The following is a 22,543-nucleotide window of genomic DNA, read 5'->3' as shown; positions in this document are numbered from 1 at the left end:
GAACCCCCCACTACCCCCGTACCACCAGGGCGACCGAGGCCATCAGTTCGGCGAGCAGCGCCGAACCCTGCGCGCGGGTGGCCGCGACCTCGCCCTCCACGTCCATCACGATCTCGGCGTACGCCTTCAGCTTGGGCTCGGTGCCCGAAGGCCGTAGCGTCACACGCCCCCGGGCCCCGCCCTCCAGACGGAAGCGCAGGGCGTCGGTCGGCGGCAGGCCCGCGTGCCCGGCGGCGAAGTCGTCGATCCCCGCGACCTTCAGGGGACCGAACGCGGCGGGCGGTTCGGCGCGCAGCCGCCGCATCGCCGTGTCGATGAGCGACAGGTCCGTCACCCGCACCGAGAGCTGGTCGCTCAGGTGCAGCCCGTACCTGCGGGCCTGGTCGTCGAGCAGGTCCGCCAGCGTCCGCCCGTCCGCCTTGGCCGCCGCGGCCAGCGCCGCCGCCGCCAGCGCAGCGCTGATGCCGTCCTTGTCCGCGACGGGGCGGCCGCCGTCTCCCCCCAGGCAGTAGCCCAGGGCCTCCTCGTAGGCGAAGACGCGCCGGGAGCCGGGCGCGCCGGCCCGGGCCAGCCACTTGAACCCGGTGAGGGTCTCCTCGTAGTGCACCCCGCGCTCGCGCGCGATCTTGCCGAGCAGGCTGGAGGAGACGATGGAGGCGGCCACCACCCGGTCGTCCCCGGTGGTGTGGTCGAGCACGTACTCGGCGAGCAGTCCGCCCACCTCGTCGCCCGTGAGCGGGCCGCGCCCGGGCAGCGCCAGCGCCAGCCGGTCGGCGTCGGGGTCGTTGGCGACCACCAGGTCGGCGCCGGCCTCCGCGGCCGCGGCCAGCGCCAGGTCCAGCGCCCCGGGCTCCTCCGGGTTGGGGAAGGCCACCGTCGGGAAGTCCGGGTCGGGGTCGAACTGGGCGGCCACCCTCTCGGGCGCCGGGAACCCGGCCCGCTCCATCGCCTCCACCAGGACCGCGCCGCCGACCCCGTGCATCGCGGTGTAGACCACCGACAGCTCCCTGGGGCCGGGCGGGACCAGCGCGGTGACCGCCCGCAGGTAGCGGTCGACGGCCTCCCGGCCCAGCACCGTCCACCCGGTGCCCAGGGGCAGTGCGGAGAGCGGGCCGACCTCGTCGATGGCCGCGGAGATCTCGATGTCGGTCGGGGCGACGATCTGGGCCCCGGCGTCGTCGCGGTCCCCGCCCACGTACACCTTGTAGCCGTTGTCCTGGGGCGGGTTGTGGCTGGCGGTGACCATGATCCCGGCGTCAGCGCCCAGGTCCCGGACGGCGAAGGCCAGCACCGGCGTGGGCAGCGGTCCCGGCAGCAGGGAGACCCGGTGCCCGGCCCCGGTGAGGACGGCGGCGCTGTCGCGGGCGAAGTCCGCCGACCGGTGCCGGGCGTCGTAGCCGACGACCACGTGCCCGGCCCCGCCGCGGCCGTGCAGCCAGGCGGCGATGCCGGCCGCGGCGCGCATGACCACGGCCCGGTTCATCCGGTTGGGCCCGGCGCCCAGCGCGCCGCGCAGGCCGGCGGTGCCGAACTCCAACCGCCCGGCGAAGCGGTCGCCCAGGTCGGCGGCGGCCTCGGCGTCCCCGGCGGCCACCCGCTCCAGCAGGGCGGACAGCTCCTCTCGGGTGGCGGGGTCGGGGTCGGCCTCCAGCCAGGCGCGGGCGCGGGCGACGGTGTCGGTGGTCATGTCGGGTCTCCTCGGGGCCGGCTCGGGTCAGATACGGGCGACGATGTCGGCGAGCAGGCGGCCCACGGTGTCGGCGGCGTCGCGGCCGGCGGCCAGCACCTCCTCGTGGTCGAGGTTGGCGCCCTCCAGCCCGGCGGCGATGTTGGTCACCAGGGACATGCCCAGCACCCGCGCCCCGGCCTCGCGGGCGGCGATGGCCTCCAGCACGGTGGACATGCCGACCAGGTCGGCTCCCATGGCGCGGAGCATGCGGATCTCGGCGGGGGTCTCGAAGTGCGGGCCGGGCATGGCCGCGTAGACGCCCTCGGGCAGGCGCGGGTCCACCTCGCGGGCCAGGGTGCGCAGCTCGGCGGAGTAGGTGTCGGTGAGGTCGACGAAGGTCGCCCCGGTGAGCGGCGAGCGGGCGGTCATGTTGAGGTGGTCGGCGATGAGCACCGGCGAGCCCACCGAGTAGGTGGAGTTGATGCCGCCCGCGGCGTTGGTGAGGACGATGGTCTTGGCCCCGGCGGCGACGGCGGTGCGCACGTTGTGCACGACGGCGTCGGTGCCGTGCCCCTCGTACAGGTGGGTGCGGCCCAGGAAGGCCAGGACGTTGCGGTCGCCGTCGACGATGCCGCGCACGGTGCCGCTGTGCCCCTCCACGCCGGGCGGCAGGAAGCCGGGCAGCTCGGCGGTGGGCAGCTCGTCCCTGCCCTCCCCCAGGAGGTCGGCCGCGGGCGCCCAGCCCGAGCCCATGACCAGGGCGATGTCGTAGGAGTCCACGCCGGTGCGCGAGCGCAGCGCGGCGGCGGCCTGCTCGGCGAGGGCCTCGGGTCCTGTGGTCACAGCGGTTTCTCCGTTCGTTCGGGCCGCTGGCGCGGCGCGGGGTGCGCCCCGGTGTCCAGGGGGCGCGACATCACGTGTTGCGGGCCCGTGTCACTGGAGATGACGCGCCCGGTGTCGGTGTAGCCGGCGGCCTCGTAGACCCGCCGGGCGCCGGGGTTGGCGGTGTTGACGCACAGCACCGCCTCGGCCGCGTACGGCGCGGCCTCGGCGGCCAGGCGGTCCAGCAGGGGCGCGGAACAGGCGGCCCGGCCGATGCCCCGGCCCTGCCATTGTGGCGTGACGTAGTAGGCGCGCAGGAGTACGGCGCGCTGTGGCTCGTCGACCAGCTCGCGCAGGCCGGCCCCGCCGTCCAGCACGCCGAACCCGGCCGCGGCCTCCGCAGCCCCGGCCGCGTCGGCGACCGGGCCGACCACGATGGCGAACGGCACCCGGTCGGGGTCGGCGTCCGCGGCGGGCAGGGTGGCCACCGGCAGGCCCACGAACCGGGTCTGGCCCGGGGCCAGCCGGTGGCGCAGCACGGCCGCGCGCAACAGGGCGGCCTCCCGCGTGTCCAGGTCCAGCCGCACCAGGCGCGGCGCCGCACCGCCCGGGGTCCGCGCCGTCTCCATCACGTCCTCGACCGCATCGCCCACCGTGGGCTCCTCTCCCGTGTGGGGCGGACACGATCCGCCCCGCCTCACACTGGCGTTCGATCCGGGTCCGGCGCAAGCCGGGGCCGGCCGCCCGCGGACGGCGAGAGGGGCCGCGGACGGCGGCGGGAGGGGCCGCGGGGGCGCCCACGGGGTTCCGGAGGGCCGAAGAAGCACGGCCTCACACGCCGACGGGGTGCCAGACGGTCTTGGTCTCCAGGAAGGGCGTCATCCGCGAGGTGCCGGGGTCGGGGTCGAGCCAGGCCTCCTCGCCCGCGTCGGCGCCCGCTCCGGGGCGCACCACACGGGTGAGGGTCTGCGCGGCGGCCTCCTCGAAGGCGACCGCGTCCGGGCCCGCCCCCGTCAGGTCCAGGGCGTCGACGTCGGCGTGCGAGGCCAGGTGCGGGCCCAGTTCCGGAACCCGCCCGGTGAGCAGGTCCACCACCCCGCCGGGCAGGTCGGAGGTGGCCAGCACCTCGGCCAGGTCCACGGCGGCCAGCGGGGCGGCCTCCGAGGCCACGACCACGGCGGTGTTGCCGGTCGCGATGACCGGGGCGACCACCGAGGTGAGGCCGAGCAGCGGCGCGTTCTGCGGGGCGAACACCACGACCACGCCGACCGGTTCGGGGGCCGAGTGGTTGTAGTACGGGCCCGAGACGGGGTTGGCCCCGCCCACGACCTGGGCGACCTTGTCGGTCCACCCGGCGTAGTACACCCACCGGTCGATGGCGGCGGAGACGACCTCCTGCGCGCGGGCCCTGCTCAGCCCCTGCGCGGCGACGGCCTGGGCGGCGAACTGGTCGCGCCGCCCCTCCAGGACCTCGGCGACCCGGTAGAGGATCTGGCCCCGGTTGTAGGCGGTGCGCCCGGACCACCCGGCGAACGCCTTGCGCGCGGCGGCCACCGCGTCGCGGGCGTCCTTGCGCGAGGCCAGTGCGGCGTTGGCCAGGTGCGTTCCGTCGTTCGAGGTCACGGGGTAGCTCCTGCCCGACTCCGAGCGCGGGAAGGCCCCGCCCAGGTAGAGCTTGTAGGTCTTGCGGACCGCCAGGCGGGCGGGGACGGCGGGCGCCTCCGCCGCCTTGGCCGCCTTGGCCGCACCGGCCTTCTTGCCGCCGCGTCGTTCAGCCAACGTAGGCCTCCAATCCGTGCCGTCCGCCCTCGCGGCCGTAGCCCGACTCCTTGTAGCCGCCGAAGGGGCTGGTCGGGTCGAACTTGTTGAACGTGTTGGACCACACGACGCCGGCGCGCAGCCGCTCCGCGGTCCACAGCATGCGCGAGCCCTTCTCGGTCCACACCCCGGCCGACAGCCCGTAGGGCGTGTTGTTGGCCTTGGCCACGGCCTCGTCGGGGGTGCGGAAGGTCAGCACCGACAGGACCGGGCCGAAGATCTCCTCCCGGGCCACCCGGTGGGCCTGGGACACACCGGTGAAGATGGTCGGCGCGAACCAGTAGCCGCTCTCGGGGATGTCGCAGGCGGGCGACCAGCGCTCGGCGCCCTCGGCCTCGCCGCTGTCGGCCAGCTCGCGGATGCGCTCCAGCTGGGCTGCGGAGTTGACGGCGCCGATGTCGGTGTTCTTGTCCAGCGGGTCGCCCAGCCGGAGCCTGGCGACGCGCTCCTTGAGCCTGGCCAGCACCTCGTCGGCGACGGACTCCTGCACCAGCAGACGGGACCCGGCGCAGCACACGTGGCCCTGGTTGAAGAAGATGCCCGAGACGATGCCCTCGACGGCCTGGTCGATGGCGGCGTCGTCGTAGACGATGTTGGCGCCCTTGCCGCCCAGTTCCAGGGTGAGGCGCTTGTCGGTGCCCGCCACGGAGCGGGCGATCCGCCGCCCGACCTCGGTGGAGCCGGTGAAGGCGACCTTGTCCACGCCGGGGTGCTCGACCAGGGTGCGGCCGGTCTCGCCCGCGCCGGTGAGGATGTTGACCACGCCCGGGGGCAGGTCGGCCTCCTGGCAGATCTCGGCGAAGACCATCGCGGTCAGCGGGGTGGTCTCGGCGGGCTTGAGGACGACCGTGTTGCCGGTGGCCAGCGCCGGGGCGATCTTCCACGCCAGCATGAGCAGCGGGAAGTTCCACGGGATGACCTGGGCGGCCACGCCCAGGGGCCTGGGGTCGGGTCCCAGCCCGGCGTGGGCGAGCTTGTCGGCCCAGCCCGCGTAGTAGAAGAAGTGGGCGGCGACCAGCGGCAGGTCGACGTCGCGGGTCTCCTTGATGGGCTTGCCGTTGTCCAGCGACTCCAGCACCGCCAGCTCGCGCGAGCGCTCCTGGACGATGCGGGCGATGCGGAACAGGTACTTGCCCCGCTCGGCGCCGGACATGCGGCCCCACACGGTCTCCTGGGCGCGGCGGGCGGCGGCGACCGCCCGCTCCACGTCCTCGGGACCGGCGACGGCGACCTGCGCGAGCTTGGTCTCGTCCGCGGGGTTGAGGCTGGTCAGGTTCTCGCCGCTCGCCGCGGGGGTGAACTCCCCGTCGATGAACAGCCCGTAGGACTCGCGCAGGGTGACGACGGAGCGGGACTCCGGGGCGGGCGCGTACTCGAAGATCACGGCTAGTCCAGCGTGTAGTAGTCGGGGCCCGGGTAGGTGCCGGTGGTCAGCCTGGTCCGCTGCATGAGCAGGTCGTTGAGCAGGCTGGAGGCACCGATCCGGAACAGGTCCGGCGTGAGCCAGGCGGGTCCGGCGGTCTCGTTGACCAGGACCAGGTTGCGGATGGCGTCCTTGGTGGTGCGGATGCCGCCCGCCGGTTTGACGCCCACGTAGCGGCCGGTCTCGGCGCGGTGGTCGCGCACCGCCTCCAGCATGACGAGGACGACGGGCAGGGTGGCCGCCGGGGAGATCTTGCCGGTGGAGGTCTTGATGAAGTCGGCGCCCGCGCGCATGGCCAGGTGCGAGGCCCGGCGCACGTTGTCGTAGGTGACCAGTTCCCCGGTCTCCAGGATGACCTTGAGGTGGGCGTCGCCGCAGGTCTCCTTGACGGCCCCGATCTCCTCGTACACCTTCAGGTAGTCGCCGGACAGGAAGGCGCCGCGGTCGATGACCATGTCGATCTCGGTCGCGCCGTCGGCCACCGCGCGGGCGGTGTCGGCGAGCTTGACCTCCAGGGGCGCGCGCCCGGACGGGAAGGCGGTGGCGACGGAGGCGACGCCGATGCCGGTGCCGCGCAGAGCCGCGACCGCGACGGACACCATGTCGGGGTAGACGCAGACCGCGCCCACGTGCGGCACGGAGCGGTCGGCGGGGTCGGGCAGCGCGGCCTTGGCGCACAGCGAGCGCACCTTGCCGGGCGTGTCGGCCCCCTCCAGGGTGGTCAGGTCGACCATGGAGATGGCCAGGTCGATCGCCTGGGCCTTGGCGGTGGTCTTGACGGACCTGGTGGACAGGTCCTGGGCACGGGCGCGGGCGCCGACCTCGTCGACGCCCGGGAGTCCGTGCAGGAACGCCCGGAGCGCGCGGTCGGTCATCGCCTCGGGCGCGGATGCGGTGTGGGACACGGGCACCTACAGCTCGGTCGAACGATGGGACGGGCTCCTCCGCCGGGTCGGCGGGGGCGGCGCGGGAGGGATCGGCGATCCCCTCCGGGCCGTCAGGTGGTCACCATAACCCCGGGGGCACGGGCCGCCGGTACCCCTCGACGACGCACCGTCCAAGGTTGGAGGAGAGTCCAACCGAGGCTTGACCGAACCATGGTCTTTTCCTCCAATTCCTTGGTGCGAACCCCCGGAAACGGGACTTCCGGCCATGTCCTCGGTCACAGGAGGGCCGACCGCGGTCTATACCGGACTGTCCCTGTGCGCCCCTCCCCCGGCCCCCGCCGCGGCGCGCCCGGACGCCTGCCGTGCGTACCCTTGCCCCATGGCGGAGTTCCGGATCAGCAGCGAGGACGCGCAGGTCGACCTGCGCAGGTTGGCGACGGCCCTGGCGGAGTCCCAGGGGTGGGCGCGGGAGGACGTGGGCATCTGGGACAACCGGCGCGGGGAGGTCATCGTCACCGTCGACGACGCCCTGCTGCGCCGCCCCGAGCCGGACCTGCGCACCCGGCCCCTGCACACCCCGCGCGACGTGCACCGGGCCTGCGAGATGATCCACGCCGAGGACCCGACGCTGCGCGGGGTGGACTTCGCGTCGCTGCGCACGGAGGCGGCCCGGCTGTTCTCCGCCGGGTGGACCACCGAGGACGTGCTGCACGCGTTGGGGCACCGGCCCGACGGCGAGCCGTGGCCGACCGGCCCCGAGCGCCGGGGCACCGAGTGGCTGGCGGCCCGGCTGCGCGCCTGGCGCACCCCGGACGGGGACATCCGCCCCTCCCTCTCCCAGGAGGGCGCCCAGCTGCGGGTGATCGGCAGGGCCGGGCTGCCGGTGGACCTCGGCCTGCCCGAGGACGCCGAGCCCGCGCTGCGGCCGGTGGCCAGCCCGGCGGTGGCCCGGTCGGCGGCCGACGACGCCCGTCGGCTCATCCGGCAGAACGCGCGCACCACCTCCGACACGCTGGCCCACCGGGACCGGACCTCGTCCACCATCCGCCGCCCCGAGCGGTGACCCCGGGTCAGGCCCGGTCGCGCAGGGAGTCGACCAGGCGCACGGTCCCGTCGGCGGCCTCGCCCAGGAGGAACTCGGCGGGGCCCCGGCCGAACGCCAGGCGCCACAGGGTGGCGAAGAGCAGCGCCCCGAGGATGAACCGCTCGGTCAGCCACGGGGTGTAGAACTCGTACCCGGCGGCCGCGACGAGCATCGCGATCACCACCAGGTGGCCCGTGTAGACGGTCAGCGGCATGCGCCCCACCGAGACCAGCGGGTACATCACCGGGCGGGCCCGCTCGCACAGCCACATGCACAGGACGAGCACCACCAGGCCCTGCCCCACCGCCTCCAGGATCTCGAAGGTCGTGCCGGTGTGCGGGGTGTTGACCGCCAGCCACCACCACGAGTCGGTGGGCACCTGTCCCGAGATCGACTCGGCCTCCTGGTCGACCGCGTAGCGCAGCTCCTCCAGCGCGACGGGGTCGGTGACCGCCGACAGCGGGGCCCCGGCCAGCTCGGGGGCGCGCAGCTCCATCAGCCGCTCCATGCCGCCCAGCGGCCCCAGGGCCAGCCACGAGCCCAGGTAGCCGCAGGCCGCGGCGACGGCGCCGACGACGAGCAGGCGCAGGCGCACGGCGCGGTCGGTGAGGTCCAGGCGGCCCACCGCCATCCCCGCGGTCATGAAGACCATGAAGGTGATCGCCGGGTAGTAGCCGGTGAGGAAGAACTCGGTGAACGAGGTGACCGCGCCGGTGCGCGGCTGGACCGGGAACAGGGTGTCGCGCAGCAGGAACGACAGCGGGGGACCCACGACGGCCAGTGCCCCCGCGACCGTCCACAGCATCCACGAGCGCAGCCTGACCAGGGGCAGGGCGAGCAGGAAGAACCCGCCGTAGTAGGTGAGGATGATGGCGACCGGCACCGCCATCAGGTCCAGGATCAGGCCGAGCAGGGCGATGAGCACCGCGCGGGTGACGATCCGCACCACCGCCCGGAACAGCGGATCCCCCGCGAGCGGCCGGGTGCGGCCGGTCATCATCGCCAGCGAGACCCCGGCCAGGAAGGCGAAGAGCGCCGACGAGTTGCCCCGCACGATGCCGTGCAGGTCCCAGGCGTAGTCCTCCGGGGAGAGCAGGCCCATGGAGTCCACGCCCAGGTGGACGATGAACATGCCGAAGACCGCCAGGGCCCGGGCCGCGTCGATGCCGTCGATCCTGGTCCGGGCGGGGGCCGGGCCGGAGGCCGGCGCGGTGGTGTCGTCTGGTCGCTTCTGTGCCACGCGGGCCAGGCTATGCCTCCGGCGGTAGGGCCACAATCAAGACCGTTCGCCCCGGTGTGGCCGGGTCCGGCCACACCGCCGCCGGGCGGGACCGGCGGCCGGGGCCCCGGGCTGGCGCCCGGGACCCCGCAGCTCAGTCGGCCAGCGTGCTGAAGAGGTCCAGCGCCTCGGGGTCGGCCAGGGAGTCGCGGCTGGCGACCTTGTCCGGGCTCTGGCCCATGAGGATGCGCTTGACCGGCACCTCCAGGATCTTGCCGGAGAGCGTGCGCGGCACCGCGGGGACGGCCCGCACCCGGTCGGGCACGTGGCGGGGCGAGCAGTCGGTGCGGATGCGCCGGGCGATCTCCTTGACGAGGGCGTCGTCGAGTGCGGCGCCCTCGCGCAGGACGACGAACAGCTCGATGCGCGAGGAGCCGTCGCCGCGGGGCACGTCCACGACCAGGGCGTCGGTGACGTCCTCCAGGGCCAGGACGGCACGGTAGATCTCGCTGGTCCCCATGCGGACGCCGCCGCGGTTGATGGTGGAGTCCGAGCGGCCGTAGATGATCGCGGTGCCGCGGTCGGTGATCTCGATCCAGTCGCCGTGCCGCCAGACGCCCGGGTACATGGAGAAGTAGCTGTCGCGCAGGCGCTCCCCGTCCTCGTCCCCCCAGAAGAAGACCGGCATGGACGGGGCCGGGCGGGTGACGACGAGCTCCCCGACCTCGCCGACCAGCTCCTTGCCGTCGGGGTCCCAGGCGGCGACGGCCATGCCCAGGGCCCGGGACTGGATCTCGCCCTCGTACACCGGCAGGGTGGGGGTGCCGCCCACCAGGCAGCTGCACACGTCGGTGCCGCCGCTGGTGGAGAACAGCCACAGGTCGTCGCCGAACTCCTCGTAGACCCAGGCGAACGCCTCGGGGCTGAGCGGGGAGCCGGTGGAGCCGATCGCCTTGAGGCGGGACAGGTCGCGGCCGCGGCGGGGGTGGACGCCGTCCTTCATGCAGGAGGAGAGGAACCCCGCGCTGGTGCCGAACACGGTGATCCCGGCCTCGTCGGCCAGGTCCCAGAGCGCCCCCAGGTCGGGGGCCGCGGGGCTGCCGTCGTACAGGACGATGGACGCCGGGGTCAGCAGCACGCTGACCAGGAAGTTCCACATCATCCAGCCGGTGGTGGTGAACCAGAAGACGCGGTCGTGCTCCTGCGCGTCCAGGTGCAGGTGGAGGTTCTTCAACTGCTCCAGGAGGATGCCGCCGTGGCCCTGCACGATGGCCTTGGGCAGGCCGGTGGTGCCCGAGGAGTAGAGCACCCACAGCGGGTGGTCGAAGGCGACGGGGGTGAACTCCAGGTCGGCGCCCGCCCCGGAGGCCTCCAGGGCCGACCAGGCCAGGGTGCCCTCGGCCGGCCCGGCGCCCGGGCGGAGGTGGTCGAGCACGACGGTGTGCTCGACCGTGGGCAGGGCCGTGCGCAGCTCCTCGACGACGGGGCCGCGGTCGAAGTCCTTGCCGCCGTAGCGGTAGCCGTCGACGGCCAGCAGGACCTTGGGCTCGATCTGGGCGAAGCGGTCGATGACGCTGCGCACGCCGAAGTCGGGAGAGCAGGAGGACCAGATCGCCCCCAGGGAGGCGACCGCGTAGAACGCGGCGGCGGTCTCGGGCAGGTTGGGCAGGTAGGCCGCGACCCGGTCGCCGGGACCCACGCCCAGCTCGCGCAGGCCGGCGGCGATCGCGGCGGTGCGGGCGCGCAGCTCGCCCCAGGTCCACTCGGCCAGGGGGCGCAGCTCGGTGGCGTGGCGGATCGCGACCCGGTCGGGGTCGCGGCCCTCGAACACGTGCCGGGCGTAGTTGAGGGTGGCCCCGGGGAACCAGCGGGCGCCGGGCATGGCGTCCTCGGCCAGGACGCCATCGGCGGGGGTGTCGAAGCGGACGCCGTAGTACACGCGGATCGCGTCCCAGAAACCGTCGGTGTCGGTGACCGACCAGCGCCACAGCGCGTCGTAGTCGAAGTCGCCGTCGGCGCCGAAGGCCTCGACGCCCCTGTGCTCCTCGGCCCACCGGGCGAACGCGACGATGTTGGAGGACGCCACCGTCTCCTCGTCGGGTCGCCAGAGCACACGGGGCACGCTGCTCTCCGTCATTGGCCCGCCTTCCATTCGCGTGGCTGTGTGTTGCTGTGAGGTCCATCTAACAGCACACCATGACGGGGGCCACCCCCAGGGCTCCCCGGAACAGGGCCCGGGCGACGACGGGAAGTTCCCAGGTCACACCGCGTTCACGGACCCTGTGGCGAGCCCACTGCCGGGCGCCCGCACAGGGTGGGGGACCACCATTGACAGCCCCCTCCCCCGCGGTGCGGCCGGCCGGGAGAACCGGTCATGGGTTCTTTCGGCCGACCGCTGGGCGGGCCCCGCCCGGCCGGCTCAGAGGCCGCGCAGCGCGCGGACCGCCGCCACCGGGGACTCGGCCACCGGGGCGCCCGTGGCGGCCAGCCTCTCGGGCGCCATCAGGCCGGTGGACACCAGGATCGAGTGCGCGCCGGCCGCGTGGGCGGCCCGGGCGTCGTCGTCGATGTCGCCGATGAGCACGACCCGGGAGGGGTCGATGTCCTGGCCCGACAGGTGGTGCACCAGGTGCTCCGCCTTGGAGTCGACCTCGGTGTCGTACCTGCGGCCGTCGACCCGGGTGAAGTGCGCGGCCAGGCCGCGTTCGGCGATGAGCGGGACGACGTGGTCGTGCGAGGCCATCGACAGCAGCGACTGGGTGCGCCCCAGGCCCGCCCAGTCGAGCAGCACGTCCGGAACGCCCTGCGCCAGCCGGCACGCGGGCAGGTGGCGCAGGTAGTCCTCGTCGTAGAGCTTCTCCAGGCGCTCCCACTCGCCCACGGCGAGGGCGCGGCCCAGCAGCTCCTCGTAGAGGGGGACGAGCGGGCGCCGGAAGACGCTGCGCCAGTGGTCCAGCTCCACCGGGTCGACGCCGTAGGCGGCGCACACGGCGTTGACCGCGGAGAGGTTCGCGTGGTTGTCGTCCAGGAGGGTGCCGTTCCAGTCCCAGACGATGTGGGTGATGTCGTTCGGATCGAAAGTCAGCTCTGTCATCACCTGCACTTTACGCGGCCTTGGCCGGCCGGCGCCGTGTGCCGGTCGCCTCAGGCGGGGGCCCCGGGGCCGGTGTCCCCGCCCCCCGCGGCGCGTTCGGCCCGCAGGCGGCGGCTGCGCCGCACCAGCAGCGCGCCCACCGCGGCCAGCGCCGGGACCACCAGCAGGATGAGGACCGGCAGCAGGATGGCCGCGAGCGAGGTGAAGAAGCTGACGACGTCCTCGATGAGGGAGACGAACGGGGCCGCGCAGCCCGCCGTGACCGAGTTCGCGGCCAGCCGGCCCAGGAACTTGAGCAGGTGGAACACCAGGGCGATGACCACGCCCGCGATGACGGGTCCCCAGGAGACCCCGTCCTGCGCCGTCGCGCCGGAGGCGGCACCGGTGATCTCGGAGAGCTCCACCGCGGAGGCCCCGGCGCCGAAGACGATGCCGCCGGAGGTGGGGCGCACGACGGTCTGGATCACGTCGTTGATGCTGTCGACCGCCGGGAACTTGTCGGCGAGGAACTCGACCACCAGCAGCACGGTCAGCAGGACGAGGGTGACCGGGTGCTCCAGCCAGGTCCAGGAGTCGCCCAGGACCAGCAGGTCGGTGAAGCGGGCGATGAGGCCCACCAGCAGCAGGGGGATGTAGGCGTTGAGCCCGGCCGCGGTGGACAGACCGATGCCGGTGAGTGCAGTGAGCAAGAGGGGCCCTTCCGGATCCGTGGCGCGGGGCCGGTCCGGGCGCGCGGGCCGGTCCCGGCCCGCGCCGGTTCACCGTGGTTGATGCCGGCCGGGGCCCTGTGGTTTCGGCCGGCGGCGCTTCACTGGCGGTAGTTCTCGACCTCGGACACCGGCCGGACCTCGGCCTCGTCGGGGTCCTGCCCGAACTCCTCGCGGGCCCGCCGCCGGCGGAGCAGGTCCCAGCACTGGTCGAGGGCCTGCTCGACCTCCTTCATGCGGCCGCGCTCCTCGTCGGACAGGCCGCCCGGTGTGGCGCGCAGGGCGTGCTCCTCGTCCATCAGGCCCTTGATGGTGGACAGGATGTCGTTGTCGGCGCTTCGATCCATAGGGCCATGGTGGTGCGGCCCCGGGGCGGGGGCAAGCCCCCCGCCCCGGGCTTGCCCAGATCAGGCCCGACGTTTACGGGCGGCGGCCAGCACCGCGATGGCGGCGCCGAGGGTGATCAGACCGCCGGAGACCAGGGCGGCCAGGCCCGGCCCGGTGACGGGCAGCGAGGGCTTGTACCCCGGCTTGGGCGGCGGGGGCGGCTCCGGCGACACGGTCGGCGGCTCCGTCGGAGACGGCGACCCCGTGGGCGACGGGGACGGAGACGGCGACGGAGACGGGCTGGGACTCGGCGAGGGCGATTCCGTGGGCGACGGACTCGGACTCGGAGACGGACTCGGACTGGGCGAGGGACTGGGACTGGGCGACGGGCTCGGAGAAGGCGACTCCGTGGGCGACGGGGACGGAGAAGGGCTCGGACTGGGCGAGGGACTCGGGCTCGGGCTGGGACTCGGGCTCGGAGACGGACTGGGACTCGGGCTCGGGGACGGGCTCGGCGACTCCGTCGGCGAGGGAGACGGGCTCGGGCTCGGGGAGGGACTCGGGGACGGGCTCGGGCTCGGAGACGGCTCCGGAGCATTGCAGTCGACCGTCACGTCGCCCAGGACGAGGTCGTACAGGGTCACCGGGTCTCCCACCGGGGCGCCCGCCGCGTCGTAGCGCTGGGCCGTCGCGGTGAAGTCGGTGTAGACGTGCCCGAAGTAGGGGTCGACGATCTCCTCGACGTGCTCGATGCGCGACGTGACCCGGACCTCGGTGGCCCCGTCGCCGTAGTCCCCGGCGAAGGTCAGCTCCGAGGTCCCGGTCCCCGCCTGGTTCGCGGGCGGGGCGTCGACCAGGCGACCGAGGACGTAGGGCGCCGTGGTCGCCGTCTGCGCGATGACGTCGGCGGGCGGCGCGCACTGCACCCGGTTGTTCCAGGTCGAGACCTGGAGGACGGTGCTGCCGCCGCCGCTCGGGGTCCCCTGGTCGAGCAGCTGTGAGACCCAGGGGATCCCCGAGTCGGGGACCGTCAGGTTGGTGAAGGCGCCGTTGGCGTTGGTCATGGCGCTCTCCGGGCCGGTCACGACGTTCACCTCGCCGGTGGCCGTCGCGGAGGTCAGGTAGGGCGACTCCGGCAGTCCGTTCCAGGAGTCGTTGCCGTTCCCCGAGACCTCGATGGCCCGGAGGGTCTCGTTCACCGGGCTCCCGTACACGGAGCCGTCCAGTGACAGCCGGCTCCAGACACTCGACGCGTAGGGGGTCGCGGGCGCCGCCACCACGTCGCGGGCCCCGAAGACCGCGCCCGCGGCGAGGGCTCCCGAAGCCAGCAGGACCGACGTGACGGCGGCGGCCCCGGCACGCCGCCGCACCAATGAACGATCTCGCACCGCAACCAATTCAACACTCCCCGTAGTTGATCCCGGCCATGGGGAACACTCTAGGTAACGGACGCCCGGAGATCCGGCAGGACGCGGCACACCCTACGCCCCTGTTCGTCTGGGAAACTCCTCCTAGGGCACCCGACGGCGGAATGCTCCGCCGACCCGGGTGGTTCAATACCTCGAGGGGGTATTGTTCATGGCAATAGAGCAGGAACGACACGGAAGCGGGACCATGGCTGCGACCCACGGTTACAGCAATGACAAGCAGAGCCACATCAATCGACTCCGCCGCATCGAGGGGCAGATCCGCGGCCTGCAGCGCATGGTCGAGGACGACCAGTACTGCATCGACATCCTCACCCAGACCTCGGCCGTGAACAGCGCCCTGCGCTCCTTCGCGCTGGCCATGCTGGACGAGCACCTCAAGCACTGTGTGGCCCACGCCGTCGCCAACGGCGGCGAGGAGGCCGACGCCAAGGTCAAGGAGGCGTCGGAGGCCATCGCCCGGCTGGTCCGCTCCTGACCCGCCCGCCACGCGTCGTTCCGGGGGCGGCGGCCGCCACGGCCGCCGCCCCTCGCCGTGTCAGTCCTCGCCGTAGCGGGCCCTGAGGTTCTCCAGCAGCCTCGCGCCCTCGCGCCCGGCCGACTCCGCGTCGAGGTAGTCCACGGCCTCGTTGGCCACGAAGGACGACGGCCGCCCGTCGTCGGCGAAGCCCATCCGGGACACGTCCCCGCCGATGAGGGCCCGGATGCCCCAGTTGGCCAGGATGCGCGCCCGCGCGTTGGGCGAGGGCACCGCCATCAGGTGGTAGCCGCGGGTGGCGCCCAGCGCCGGGAGCCCCGTCAGCTCCATGTCCATCACCCGGGCCAGCGCGTCCCTGCCGCTCAGGTCCACCACCAGGCCCAGGTCCCGGTGGCGGAACTCCCGGAGCGGCCGCCCCAGGATCGAGGCCACCACGTTGTCCGCCGCGGTCACCGCCTGCCGGGTCGCGTACTGGGCCGTGGGCGGGCAGTAGGGCGCGTCACCGGACAGGTTCGGCACCGCCGCGGCGTCGCCCAGGGCGAACACCTCCGGCACGCCCGGCACCCGCAGGTCGGCGTCCACCTCCAGGCGGCCGCGCTGGGTGGGCCTGCCCAGGGTCTCCACCAGCGGGCTGGGGGACACCCCCGCGGTCCAGATCAGGGTGCGGCAGGGCAGCGCCCGCCCGTCGGTGAGCACCACCTTGTCGGCGGTGACCTCGCGCACCGACACCTTGAGCTTGACCTCGATGCCCATGCGGCGGAGCAGGTCCAGGGCCTTGCGGCCGAGCCGGTCGCCGAGTTCGGGCAGCACCTTGGGCGCGATGTCCACCAGGTGCCAGCGGATCACCGAGCGCAGCTCGGGGTAGCGCTTGGCCGCCTCCTCGCACAGGCGCATCAGCGAGGCGGCGGTCTCCACCCCCGTGTAGCCGCCGCCGACCACGATGAACCGGCAGCGCTCCTCCCGCTCGACCGGGTCGGCGGTGTCGTTGGCCAGCTCCAGCTGGGCGAGCACGTGGTCGCGCAGCAGGACCGCCTCGGCCAGGGTCTTGGCCCCGTAGGCGTGCTCGGTCAGGCCGGGGATGTCGAAGGCCCGGGTGAGGCCGCCGGGGGCCAGCACCAGGCGGTCGTAGCGTACGGGGATCAGCTCGCCGGTGGGCCGGCACACCACGACGACGCGGTCGTCGGTGTCGACCCCCACGGCGTTGCCGGGGATGAGCCGGGTGTCCCGCGTCAGCCGGTGCACCGACATCGCCACGGACTGCGGTGTCAGCAGTCCGGAGGCCACCTGCGGCAGCAGCGGGCTGTAGAGCATGTAGTCGTGGGGGGCGATCAAGGCGATGTCCGCCGCCCCCGACGGGATGCGGCGTTCCAGACGACGCAGGGTGTGGATACCGCCGAACCCCGCGCCGACCACCACGATCCGAGGCCGAGCCATGTGTTGCTCCTTCTCCGTGTCGGTCGCCGTCACAGGCGGCCCTACCCGATACGGCCGAATGTAGAGCCGCGCCCGGACGCCCCCGAAACCGCAGAGCCGGTCCGTTCCCACCTCTTGGTGACCTTTTTGTCGGACTTCGCCCTGTGCGGGTGAAGGGGAGGGCCGTCCTGCGGCGGTCCTCTCCGGGGACCGGAGCGGCGGCCTGTCCGGGAAGGGCGCGGGCCGCGGTCAGCGGCCGCCGTCGGCGGAGGCGGGACCGGCGCCGCCCGCCGGGGACTCGGGGGCCGTCAGCGCGGCGGCGCCCATGTCCAGCAGCAGGTCGGCCATGCGCGCGCGGGGCAGCTCGCCGCGGCTGTGGGGGGTGGAGTTGAGCAGGCCGAAGACGGCGTGGACCGCGGCCCGCAGCACGGGGGCCGGGGTGTGCGGGCGCGTCTGGGAGAGCACGCCGACCCACTCCTCGACGTAGCCCCGCTGGAGGCGGCGGACGCGGCGCCGGTCCCCCTCGGTGAGGTGGTGCAGCTCCCGGTCGTGCACGGTGATCAGCGCCGGCTCGTCCAGGGCGAACGCGATGTGCCCGCGCAGCAGAGCGGTCAGCGCGGACGCGGGGTCGGGGGCGGCGGCGACCAGTTCCCGCCCGCGGCCCGCCAGGCGTTCGCTGACGTCGATGAGGATCGCGCCCAGCAGCGCCTGCTTGCCGGAGAAGTGGCGGTACAGGGCCGGACCGGTGGTGCCGACGGCCCGGCCGATGTCGTCGATGAGCACGCTCCGGTAGCCGCGTTCGGCGAACAGTTCCGCCGCCGCGCCCAGCAGCGCCGCGCGGCGGTCGCCCGTCGGTCTGGACACCATGCCCGCTCCGTTCCTCACCCCGCCCGGCGGTTCGCGGCGCCGGACTGTGGACACCCATGTTAATGGTCACTAACATCACTGATGTTAGTGAGCATTAACACCCCTCCACGAGAGGACAGCATGAGCAGGGCATCCGTACTCGGCTCGGCGGTCGACACCGCCGGTCCCGCGTTCGCCGCCAACGACGCGGCGAACCGCGCCCTCGCCTCGGAGCTGCGCGAGCGGATCGCCACCGCGGCCCTGGGCGGCCCCGAGAAGTCCCGAGCCCGCCACGTCGAGCGCGGCAAACTGCTGCCGCGCGACCGTGTCGACCACCTCCTGGACCCGGGCTCCCCCTTCCTGGAGATCGCCCCCCTGGCCGCCTACGGGCTGTACGGGGCCGACGGGCAGGACGCCCCCGGGGCCGGGATGATCGCCGGGGTGGGCCGGGTGGCCGGGCGCCCCACGGTGGTGGTCGCCAACGACGCCACCGTCAAGGGCGGCAGCTACTACCCGATGACCGTCAAGAAGCACCTGCGCGCGCAGGAGGTCGCCCTCCAGAACCGGCTGCCGTGCGTCTACCTGGCCGACTCCGGCGGCGCGTTCCTGCCCATGCAGGACGAGGTGTTCCCCGACCGCGAGCACTTCGGGCGGATCTTCTACAACCAGGCCACCATGTCGCGGCTGGGCGTCCCGCAGATCGCGGCGGTGCTCGGCTCCTGCACCGCCGGGGGCGCCTACGTCCCGGCGATGAGCGACGAGGCCGTCATCGTCCGCGACCAGGGCACCATCTTCCTGGGCGGCCCGCCGCTGGTGAAGGCCGCCACCGGCGAGGTCGTCACCGCCGAGGAGCTGGGCGGCGGCGACCTGCACTCCCGGGTGTCGGGCGTGACCGACCACCTGGCCGACGACGACGCGCACGCGCTGTCCATCGTGCGGCGCATCGCCGACACGTTCGGCCCGCAGGGCGCGCCCGCCTGGGAGACCCGCGAGCCGCGCCCGCCCGCGCTGGACCCGCAGGAGCTGTACGGGGTGGTGCCCGCCGACACCCGCACCCCCTACGACGTGCGCGAGGTCATCGGCCGCGTCGTCGACGCCAGCGAGTTCACCGAGTTCAAGGCCGAGTACGGGACCACCCTGGTCACCGGCTTCGCGCACATCCACGGGCACCCGGTGGGGATCATCGCCAACAACGGGATCCTGTTCGCCGAGTCGGCGCTCAAGGGCGCCCACTTCATCGAGCTGTGCGACCGGCGCAGCATCCCGCTGGTGTTCCTGCAGAACATCTCCGGGTTCATGGTGGGCCGCGACTACGAGGCCGGGGGCATCGCCAAACACGGCGCCAAGATGGTCACCGCGGTGGCCTGCGCCCGCGTCCCCAAGTTCACCGTCGTCATCGGCGGCTCGTTCGGGGCGGGCAACTACTCCATGTGCGGCCGGGCGTACTCGCCCCGGTTCCTGTGGATGTGGCCCAACGCCCGCATCTCCGTCATGGGCGGCGAACAGGCCGCGTCCGTGCTGTCGACCGTGCGCCGCGACCAGATGAGCGCGCGCGGCGAGGAGTGGTCCGCCGAGGCCGAGGAGGGGTTCAAGGCCCCCATCCGGGACCTGTACGAGGAGCAGGGCAGCCCCTACTACTCCACCGCCCGGCTGTGGGACGACGGCGTCATCGACCCCGCCGACACCCGCGACGTGCTCGCCATGGCCCTGTCCGCCGCCCGCCACGCCCCGCTGGAGCCCGTGGGCTACGGCGTCTTCCGGATGTGAGGAACCCTTGACCACGACCGTACTCGTCGCCAACCGGGGCGAGATCGCCCTGCGGGTGATGCGCACCCTGCGCCGGATGGGCCTGGGCGCGGTGGCGGTGCACACCGACGCCGACGCCGGCTCCCCGCACGTGAGGGCCGCCGACCTGGCCGTGCGCGTGCCCTCCTACCTGGACGCCGACGCCATCGTCGCCGCCGCCCTGGAGACCGGGGCCCGCCTGGTCCACCCCGGCTACGGCTTCCTGTCGGAGAACGCCGTGTTCGCCCGCGCCTGCGCGGACGCCGGGCTGGTGTTCATCGGCCCGCCGCCCGCCGCCATCGACGCCATGGGCGACAAGATCCGCGCCAAGGAGACGGTGGCCGCCGCCGGGGTGCCGGTGCTGGGCGGCTTCACCGAGGAGCCCGGGGCCCCGTTGCCCGACGACGCCTTGCTGGAGCTGGCCGCTGGCACCGGCTACCCCCTGCTCATCAAGCCCTCCGCGGGAGGCGGCGGCAAGGGCATGCGCGCCGTCCACTCCCCCGCGGAGCTCCCCGACGCCGCCGCGGCCGCCCGCCGCGAGGCCCTGGCCTCGTTCGGCGACTCCACCCTGCTGGTGGAGCGCCTGGTGCAGCGTCCCCGGCACATCGAGGTGCAGGTGCTGGCGGACGCCCACGGCACCGTGCTCCATCTGGGCGAGCGCGAGTGCAGCCTGCAGCGCCGCCACCAGAAGGTGGTGGAGGAGGCGCCCTCCCCGCTGCTCACGGACGGGCAGCGGGCCGCCATGGGCGAGGCCGCCGTGGCCGCCGCCCGCTCCTGCGGGTACGTGGGCGCGGGCACCGTCGAGTTCATCGCCGAGGCGGGCGAGGACGGCGGGCTGTCGTTCTCGTTCCTGGAGATGAACACCCGGCTCCAGGTGGAGCACCCGGTCACCGAGGAGGTCGTCGCGGTCCGCGGCGAGCGCGGCCTGGACCTGGTCGAGCTCCAGGTGCGGGTGGCCCTGGGGGAGCCGCTGCCCTTCGGGCAGGACGACGTGTCCTGGGTCGGGCACGCGGTGGAGGCCCGGATCTACGCCGAGGACGCCGACCGCGGGTTCCTGCCCAGCGGCGGCCCGGTGCTGGCCCTGGCCGAGCCCGCCGGCGAGGGGGTGCGGGTCGACTCGGGCATCGCCGCCGGGAGCGAGGTGACCTCGTCGTTCGACCCCATGCTCGCCAAGGTGATCGTGTGGGGCCCGGACCGCGGCGCGGCGCTGCGCCGCGCCGACGACGCCCTGGGCGGGTACCTGCTGCTGGGGTGCGTCACCAACACCGCGTTCCTGCGCCGGCTGCTGCGCCACCCGCGGGTGGTCGCCGGCGACCTGAGCACCGACCTCATCGGGGCGGAACCGCCCGAGTCCGCCCCCGAGGGCGTGCCCGACGCGGTGTACGCGGCCGCAGCCCTGGACCACATGCTCGACCTGGAGCCGCCCGCGCCCACCGCCGACCGGTTCGCCGTCCCCGACGGGTGGCGGATCGGCGGGGCCGCGTGGACGCCGTGGCGGCTGCGGGCCCCCGGCGGCGAGGCCGTGACCGTCCGGGTGCGCCGCACCGGGTCCGGCTTCTCGGTGGCCGTGGGCGAGATGGAGGCGGTGGACGCCCGCGCCCGCCGCGACGGCGACCGGCTCACGGTGTCCTACGCGGGCCGCACCCGCACCTACCTGCGGGCCGACGACCCCGCCACCGCGCACCGGTGGCTGGGCGCCGACGGCTCCGCCTGGACCCTGCACGAGGAGCCCGTCGACGCCGCCCTGCGCGGCGACGAGGCCGCCGCCGACGGCACCGTGCGCAGCCCGATGCCCGGCACGGTGCTCGCCGTGCCGGTCGCGGTCGGCGACACGGTCACCGCCGGCCAGGCGCTGGCCGTCGTCGAGGCCATGAAGATGGAGCACTCCGTCACCTCACCCGTCGACGGCACCGTGGCCACCGTCGCGGTCCGGCCCGGCGCGTCCGTACCGATGGACGCCGTCCTGGTCGTCGTCGAGCCCACCGGGACCCCGGACACCCCCGGGGCCCCGTCCGCCCCCGCCACCAGCGAGGAGAACCAGCGTTGAACCGCCACCAGCTGTCGACCGAGCACGCCGACCTGCGGGCCTCCGTGGAGGAGTTCGCCCGGACCGAGGTCGCCCCGGTCATCGCCGAGCACTACGAGAACGGGACCTTCCCCTACGAGGTCATCGCCAAGATGGGGCGGATGGGCCTGTTCGGCCTGCCGTTCCCCGAGGAGCACGGGGGCATGGGCGGCGACTACTTCGCGCTGTGCCTGGCCCTGGAGGAGCTGGCCCGGGTGGACTCCTCGGTGGCCATCACCCTGGAGGCCGGGGTGTCGCTGGGCGCGATGCCGCTGTACCGGTTCGGCACCGAGGAGCAGAAGAAGGCCTACCTGCCGCGGCTGACCTCCGGCGAGGCGCTGGGCGCGTTCGGGCTGACCGAGCCCGACGGCGGGTCCGACGCGGGGGCCACCCGCACCACGGCCCGGCTGGAGGACGGGCAGTGGGTGATCAACGGGACCAAGTCGTTCATCACCAACTCCGGCACCGACATCACCGCGCTGGTCACGGTCACCGCCGTCACCGGCCGGCGGGAGGACGGGCGTCCGGAGATCTCCTCCATCCTGGTGCCCGCGGGGACCCCCGGGTTCTCGGTCGGGCAGAAGTACTCCAAGGTCGGGTGGAACGCCTCCGACACCAACGAGCTGGTGTTCGAGGACTGCCGGGTGCCCGAGGCCAACCTGGTGGGCGAGCGCGGCCGCGGGTACGCCCAGTTCCTGCGCATCCTCGACGAGGGGCGCATCGCCATCGCCGCGCTGTCGGTGGGCCTGGCCCAGGGCTGCGTGGACGAGAGCGTGCGCTACGCCCACGAGCGCAGTGCGTTCGGGAACACGATCGGCCACTACCAAGCGATCCAGTTCAAGATCGCCGAGATGGAGGCCCGCGCGCACACCGCCCGGCTGGCCTACTACGACGCCGCCTCCCGGATGCTGGCGGGCGAGCCGTTCAAGAAGGAGGCGGCGATCGCCAAGCTGGTGGCCTCCAACGCAGCCATGGACAACGCCCGCGACGCCACGCAGGTGTTCGGCGGGTACGGGTTCATGAACGACTACGCGGTGGGCCGCTTCTACCGGGACGCCAAGATCCTGGAGATCGGCGAGGGCACCAGCGAGGTCCAGAAGATGCTCATCGCCCGCGAACTGGGACTTCCCGCCTGACGGGGGCCCGGGCGCGGGACGGTCGCGCCCGGGCCGCCCGGGCGAACGGCTCCGCCACGGCGCCCCCGGCGGTGACGGGGGCGCCGACGACCGTGCCCGTGGCCGCACCCGGGAACGCTCCGGCGCTCTGCTCCGGGCCCCGACGCGCGGACACCGCCCGCCCGCTCGCGGGCGGCGTCCGTGGCCGGGACCGGCCTCCGCCCGCCGTTCGGTGAAGGTCAGGGGTGACAAGTACCCACAATCGGCACAGAATGGACTCCGTACGGCCAGTGCGGGTCCCCTGCGTTCCGGACCCGGAAGACCCGGTCCGCCCACGCAGCGGCCCCCGCCACGGGTCCACGGC

General features: G+C 74.0%; 19 protein-coding genes. 5 read left to right on the top strand and 14 right to left on the bottom strand.

Going from position 1 to position 22,543, the window contains the following annotated elements; genetic code table 11:
* Positions 1 to 10: 10 nt before the first annotated feature.
* From KGD84_RS08975 to deoC, 6 genes are all read right to left on the bottom strand, one after another.
* The gene (locus KGD84_RS08975; RefSeq protein WP_220559792.1) at positions 11 to 1,687 is read right to left on the bottom strand and encodes a phospho-sugar mutase; all 1,677 of its coding nucleotides are present in this window, start codon (positions 1,685 to 1,687) and stop codon (positions 11 to 13) included.
* A 27-nt stretch (positions 1,688 to 1,714) separates the two neighbouring features.
* Positions 1,715 to 2,512 carry a purine-nucleoside phosphorylase gene (locus KGD84_RS08970; protein WP_220559791.1) on the bottom strand — a complete coding sequence of 266 codons (798 nt, stop codon included), beginning with the start codon at positions 2,510 to 2,512 and terminating at the stop codon, positions 1,715 to 1,717.
* Complete coding sequence (locus KGD84_RS08965; RefSeq protein ID WP_220565634.1) at positions 2,509 to 3,120, bottom strand: GNAT family N-acetyltransferase; 612 nt, start codon at positions 3,118 to 3,120, stop codon at positions 2,509 to 2,511. The genes KGD84_RS08970 and KGD84_RS08965 overlap by 4 nt, the downstream gene beginning before the upstream one ends.
* Before the next feature lie 202 nt (positions 3,121 to 3,322).
* Positions 3,323 to 4,270, bottom strand: a complete 948-nt coding sequence (locus KGD84_RS08960; RefSeq protein WP_220559790.1) for an aldehyde dehydrogenase family protein — start codon at positions 4,268 to 4,270, stop codon at positions 3,323 to 3,325.
* Entirely contained in the window at positions 4,263 to 5,693 is a 1,431-nt protein-coding gene (locus KGD84_RS08955; RefSeq protein WP_220559789.1) for an aldehyde dehydrogenase family protein, read from the bottom strand. Before KGD84_RS08955 ends, KGD84_RS08960 begins: the two co-directional genes overlap by 8 nt.
* Positions 5,694 to 5,695: 2 nt before the next feature.
* The gene (deoC, locus tag KGD84_RS08950) at positions 5,696 to 6,643 is read right to left on the bottom strand and encodes a deoxyribose-phosphate aldolase (protein ID WP_220559787.1); all 948 of its coding nucleotides are present in this window, start codon (positions 6,641 to 6,643) and stop codon (positions 5,696 to 5,698) included.
* Positions 6,644 to 6,998: 355 nt separating this feature from the next.
* Here deoC and KGD84_RS08945 point away from each other — a divergent pair, with 355 nt between their 5' ends.
* Positions 6,999 to 7,682, top strand: coding sequence for a hypothetical protein (locus KGD84_RS08945; protein WP_220559786.1), 684 nt, complete (start codon positions 6,999 to 7,001; stop codon positions 7,680 to 7,682).
* A gap of 7 nt (positions 7,683 to 7,689) precedes the next feature.
* Here the strand turns inward: KGD84_RS08945 and KGD84_RS08940 are convergent, their stop codons facing one another.
* The 6 genes from KGD84_RS08940 to KGD84_RS08915 form a co-directional block, all read right to left on the bottom strand.
* Positions 7,690 to 8,943, bottom strand: a complete 1,254-nt coding sequence (locus KGD84_RS08940) for a heparan-alpha-glucosaminide N-acetyltransferase domain-containing protein (RefSeq protein ID WP_220559785.1) — start codon at positions 8,941 to 8,943, stop codon at positions 7,690 to 7,692.
* Between the two features lie 133 nt (positions 8,944 to 9,076).
* Positions 9,077 to 11,059, bottom strand: coding sequence for an acetoacetate--CoA ligase (locus tag KGD84_RS08935; protein WP_220559784.1), 1,983 nt, complete (start codon positions 11,057 to 11,059; stop codon positions 9,077 to 9,079).
* Positions 11,060 to 11,341: 282 nt separating this feature from the next.
* Positions 11,342 to 12,016 carry an HAD family hydrolase gene (locus KGD84_RS08930; protein WP_220559783.1) on the bottom strand — a complete coding sequence of 225 codons (675 nt, stop codon included), beginning with the start codon at positions 12,014 to 12,016 and terminating at the stop codon, positions 11,342 to 11,344.
* Positions 12,017 to 12,066: 50 nt separating this feature from the next.
* Complete coding sequence (locus tag KGD84_RS08925; RefSeq protein WP_220559782.1) at positions 12,067 to 12,705, bottom strand: DUF4126 domain-containing protein; 639 nt, start codon at positions 12,703 to 12,705, stop codon at positions 12,067 to 12,069.
* 119 nt (positions 12,706 to 12,824) lie between these two features.
* Positions 12,825 to 13,070: a DUF2630 family protein gene (locus KGD84_RS08920; RefSeq protein WP_220559781.1), complete on the bottom strand. Its 246-nt coding sequence runs from the start codon at positions 13,068 to 13,070 to the stop codon at positions 12,825 to 12,827.
* 60 nt (positions 13,071 to 13,130) lie between these two features.
* The gene (locus KGD84_RS08915; RefSeq protein ID WP_220559780.1) at positions 13,131 to 14,420 is read right to left on the bottom strand and encodes a hypothetical protein; all 1,290 of its coding nucleotides are present in this window, start codon (positions 14,418 to 14,420) and stop codon (positions 13,131 to 13,133) included.
* Between the two features lie 244 nt (positions 14,421 to 14,664).
* On the opposite strand from KGD84_RS08915, the gene KGD84_RS08910 reads away from it, so the two are divergent.
* On the top strand, positions 14,665 to 14,955 hold the full coding sequence (locus KGD84_RS08910; RefSeq protein ID WP_073380305.1) for a metal-sensitive transcriptional regulator: 291 nt from the start codon (positions 14,665 to 14,667) through the stop codon (positions 14,953 to 14,955).
* Between the two features lie 60 nt (positions 14,956 to 15,015).
* Here KGD84_RS08910 and KGD84_RS08905 read toward each other — a convergent pair whose 3' ends face one another.
* Together KGD84_RS08905 and KGD84_RS08900 are read right to left on the bottom strand one after the other, a co-directional pair.
* Complete coding sequence (locus KGD84_RS08905; RefSeq protein WP_220559779.1) at positions 15,016 to 16,389, bottom strand: NAD(P)/FAD-dependent oxidoreductase; 1,374 nt, start codon at positions 16,387 to 16,389, stop codon at positions 15,016 to 15,018.
* A 228-nt stretch (positions 16,390 to 16,617) separates the two neighbouring features.
* Positions 16,618 to 17,235: an SACE_7040 family transcriptional regulator gene (locus KGD84_RS08900; protein WP_220559777.1), complete on the bottom strand. Its 618-nt coding sequence runs from the start codon at positions 17,233 to 17,235 to the stop codon at positions 16,618 to 16,620.
* A 120-nt stretch (positions 17,236 to 17,355) separates the two neighbouring features.
* On the opposite strand from KGD84_RS08900, the gene KGD84_RS08895 reads away from it, so the two are divergent.
* From KGD84_RS08895 to KGD84_RS08885, 3 genes are read left to right on the top strand one after another with little or no spacing between them, the layout of a single operon-like run.
* Complete coding sequence (locus tag KGD84_RS08895; RefSeq protein ID WP_220559776.1) at positions 17,356 to 18,981, top strand: carboxyl transferase domain-containing protein; 1,626 nt, start codon at positions 17,356 to 17,358, stop codon at positions 18,979 to 18,981.
* A 7-nt stretch (positions 18,982 to 18,988) separates the two neighbouring features.
* Entirely contained in the window at positions 18,989 to 21,046 is a 2,058-nt protein-coding gene (locus KGD84_RS08890; RefSeq protein WP_420910376.1) for an acetyl/propionyl/methylcrotonyl-CoA carboxylase subunit alpha, read from the top strand.
* Complete coding sequence (locus KGD84_RS08885; protein ID WP_220559775.1) at positions 21,043 to 22,200, top strand: acyl-CoA dehydrogenase family protein; 1,158 nt, start codon at positions 21,043 to 21,045, stop codon at positions 22,198 to 22,200. The genes KGD84_RS08890 and KGD84_RS08885 overlap by 4 nt, the downstream gene beginning before the upstream one ends.
* Positions 22,201 to 22,543: the final 343 nt, after the last annotated feature.

The organism is Nocardiopsis changdeensis (genome assembly GCF_018316655.1).
Lineage (GTDB): Bacteria > Actinomycetota > Actinomycetes > Streptosporangiales > Streptosporangiaceae > Nocardiopsis > Nocardiopsis changdeensis.
The sequence above is the reverse complement of the archived record's forward strand: the minus strand, read 5'-3'. Positions and strand labels throughout refer to the sequence as shown.

Bases quoted from the DNA above. Each gene is read 5' to 3' on its own strand.
- KGD84_RS08895 (WP_220559776.1), top strand. From the start codon at position 17,356: ATGAGCAGGGCATCCGTACTCGGCTCGGCGGTCGACACCGCCGGTCCC.
- KGD84_RS08910 (WP_073380305.1), top strand. From the start codon at position 14,665: ATGGCTGCGACCCACGGTTACAGCAATGACAAGCAGAGCCACATCAAT.
- KGD84_RS08930 (WP_220559783.1), bottom strand. From the start codon at position 12,016: ATGACAGAGCTGACTTTCGATCCGAACGACATCACCCACATCGTCTGG.
- KGD84_RS08900 (WP_220559777.1), bottom strand. From the start codon at position 17,235: ATGGTGTCCAGACCGACGGGCGACCGCCGCGCGGCGCTGCTGGGCGCG.
- KGD84_RS08975 (WP_220559792.1), bottom strand. From the start codon at position 1,687: ATGACCACCGACACCGTCGCCCGCGCCCGCGCCTGGCTGGAGGCCGAC.
- KGD84_RS08935 (WP_220559784.1), bottom strand. From the start codon at position 11,059: ATGACGGAGAGCAGCGTGCCCCGTGTGCTCTGGCGACCCGACGAGGAG.
- KGD84_RS08905 (WP_220559779.1), bottom strand. From the start codon at position 16,389: ATGGCTCGGCCTCGGATCGTGGTGGTCGGCGCGGGGTTCGGCGGTATC.
- KGD84_RS08920 (WP_220559781.1), bottom strand. From the start codon at position 13,070: ATGGATCGAAGCGCCGACAACGACATCCTGTCCACCATCAAGGGCCTG.
- KGD84_RS08945 (WP_220559786.1), top strand. From the start codon at position 6,999: ATGGCGGAGTTCCGGATCAGCAGCGAGGACGCGCAGGTCGACCTGCGC.
- KGD84_RS08965 (WP_220565634.1), bottom strand. From the start codon at position 3,120: ATGGAGACGGCGCGGACCCCGGGCGGTGCGGCGCCGCGCCTGGTGCGG.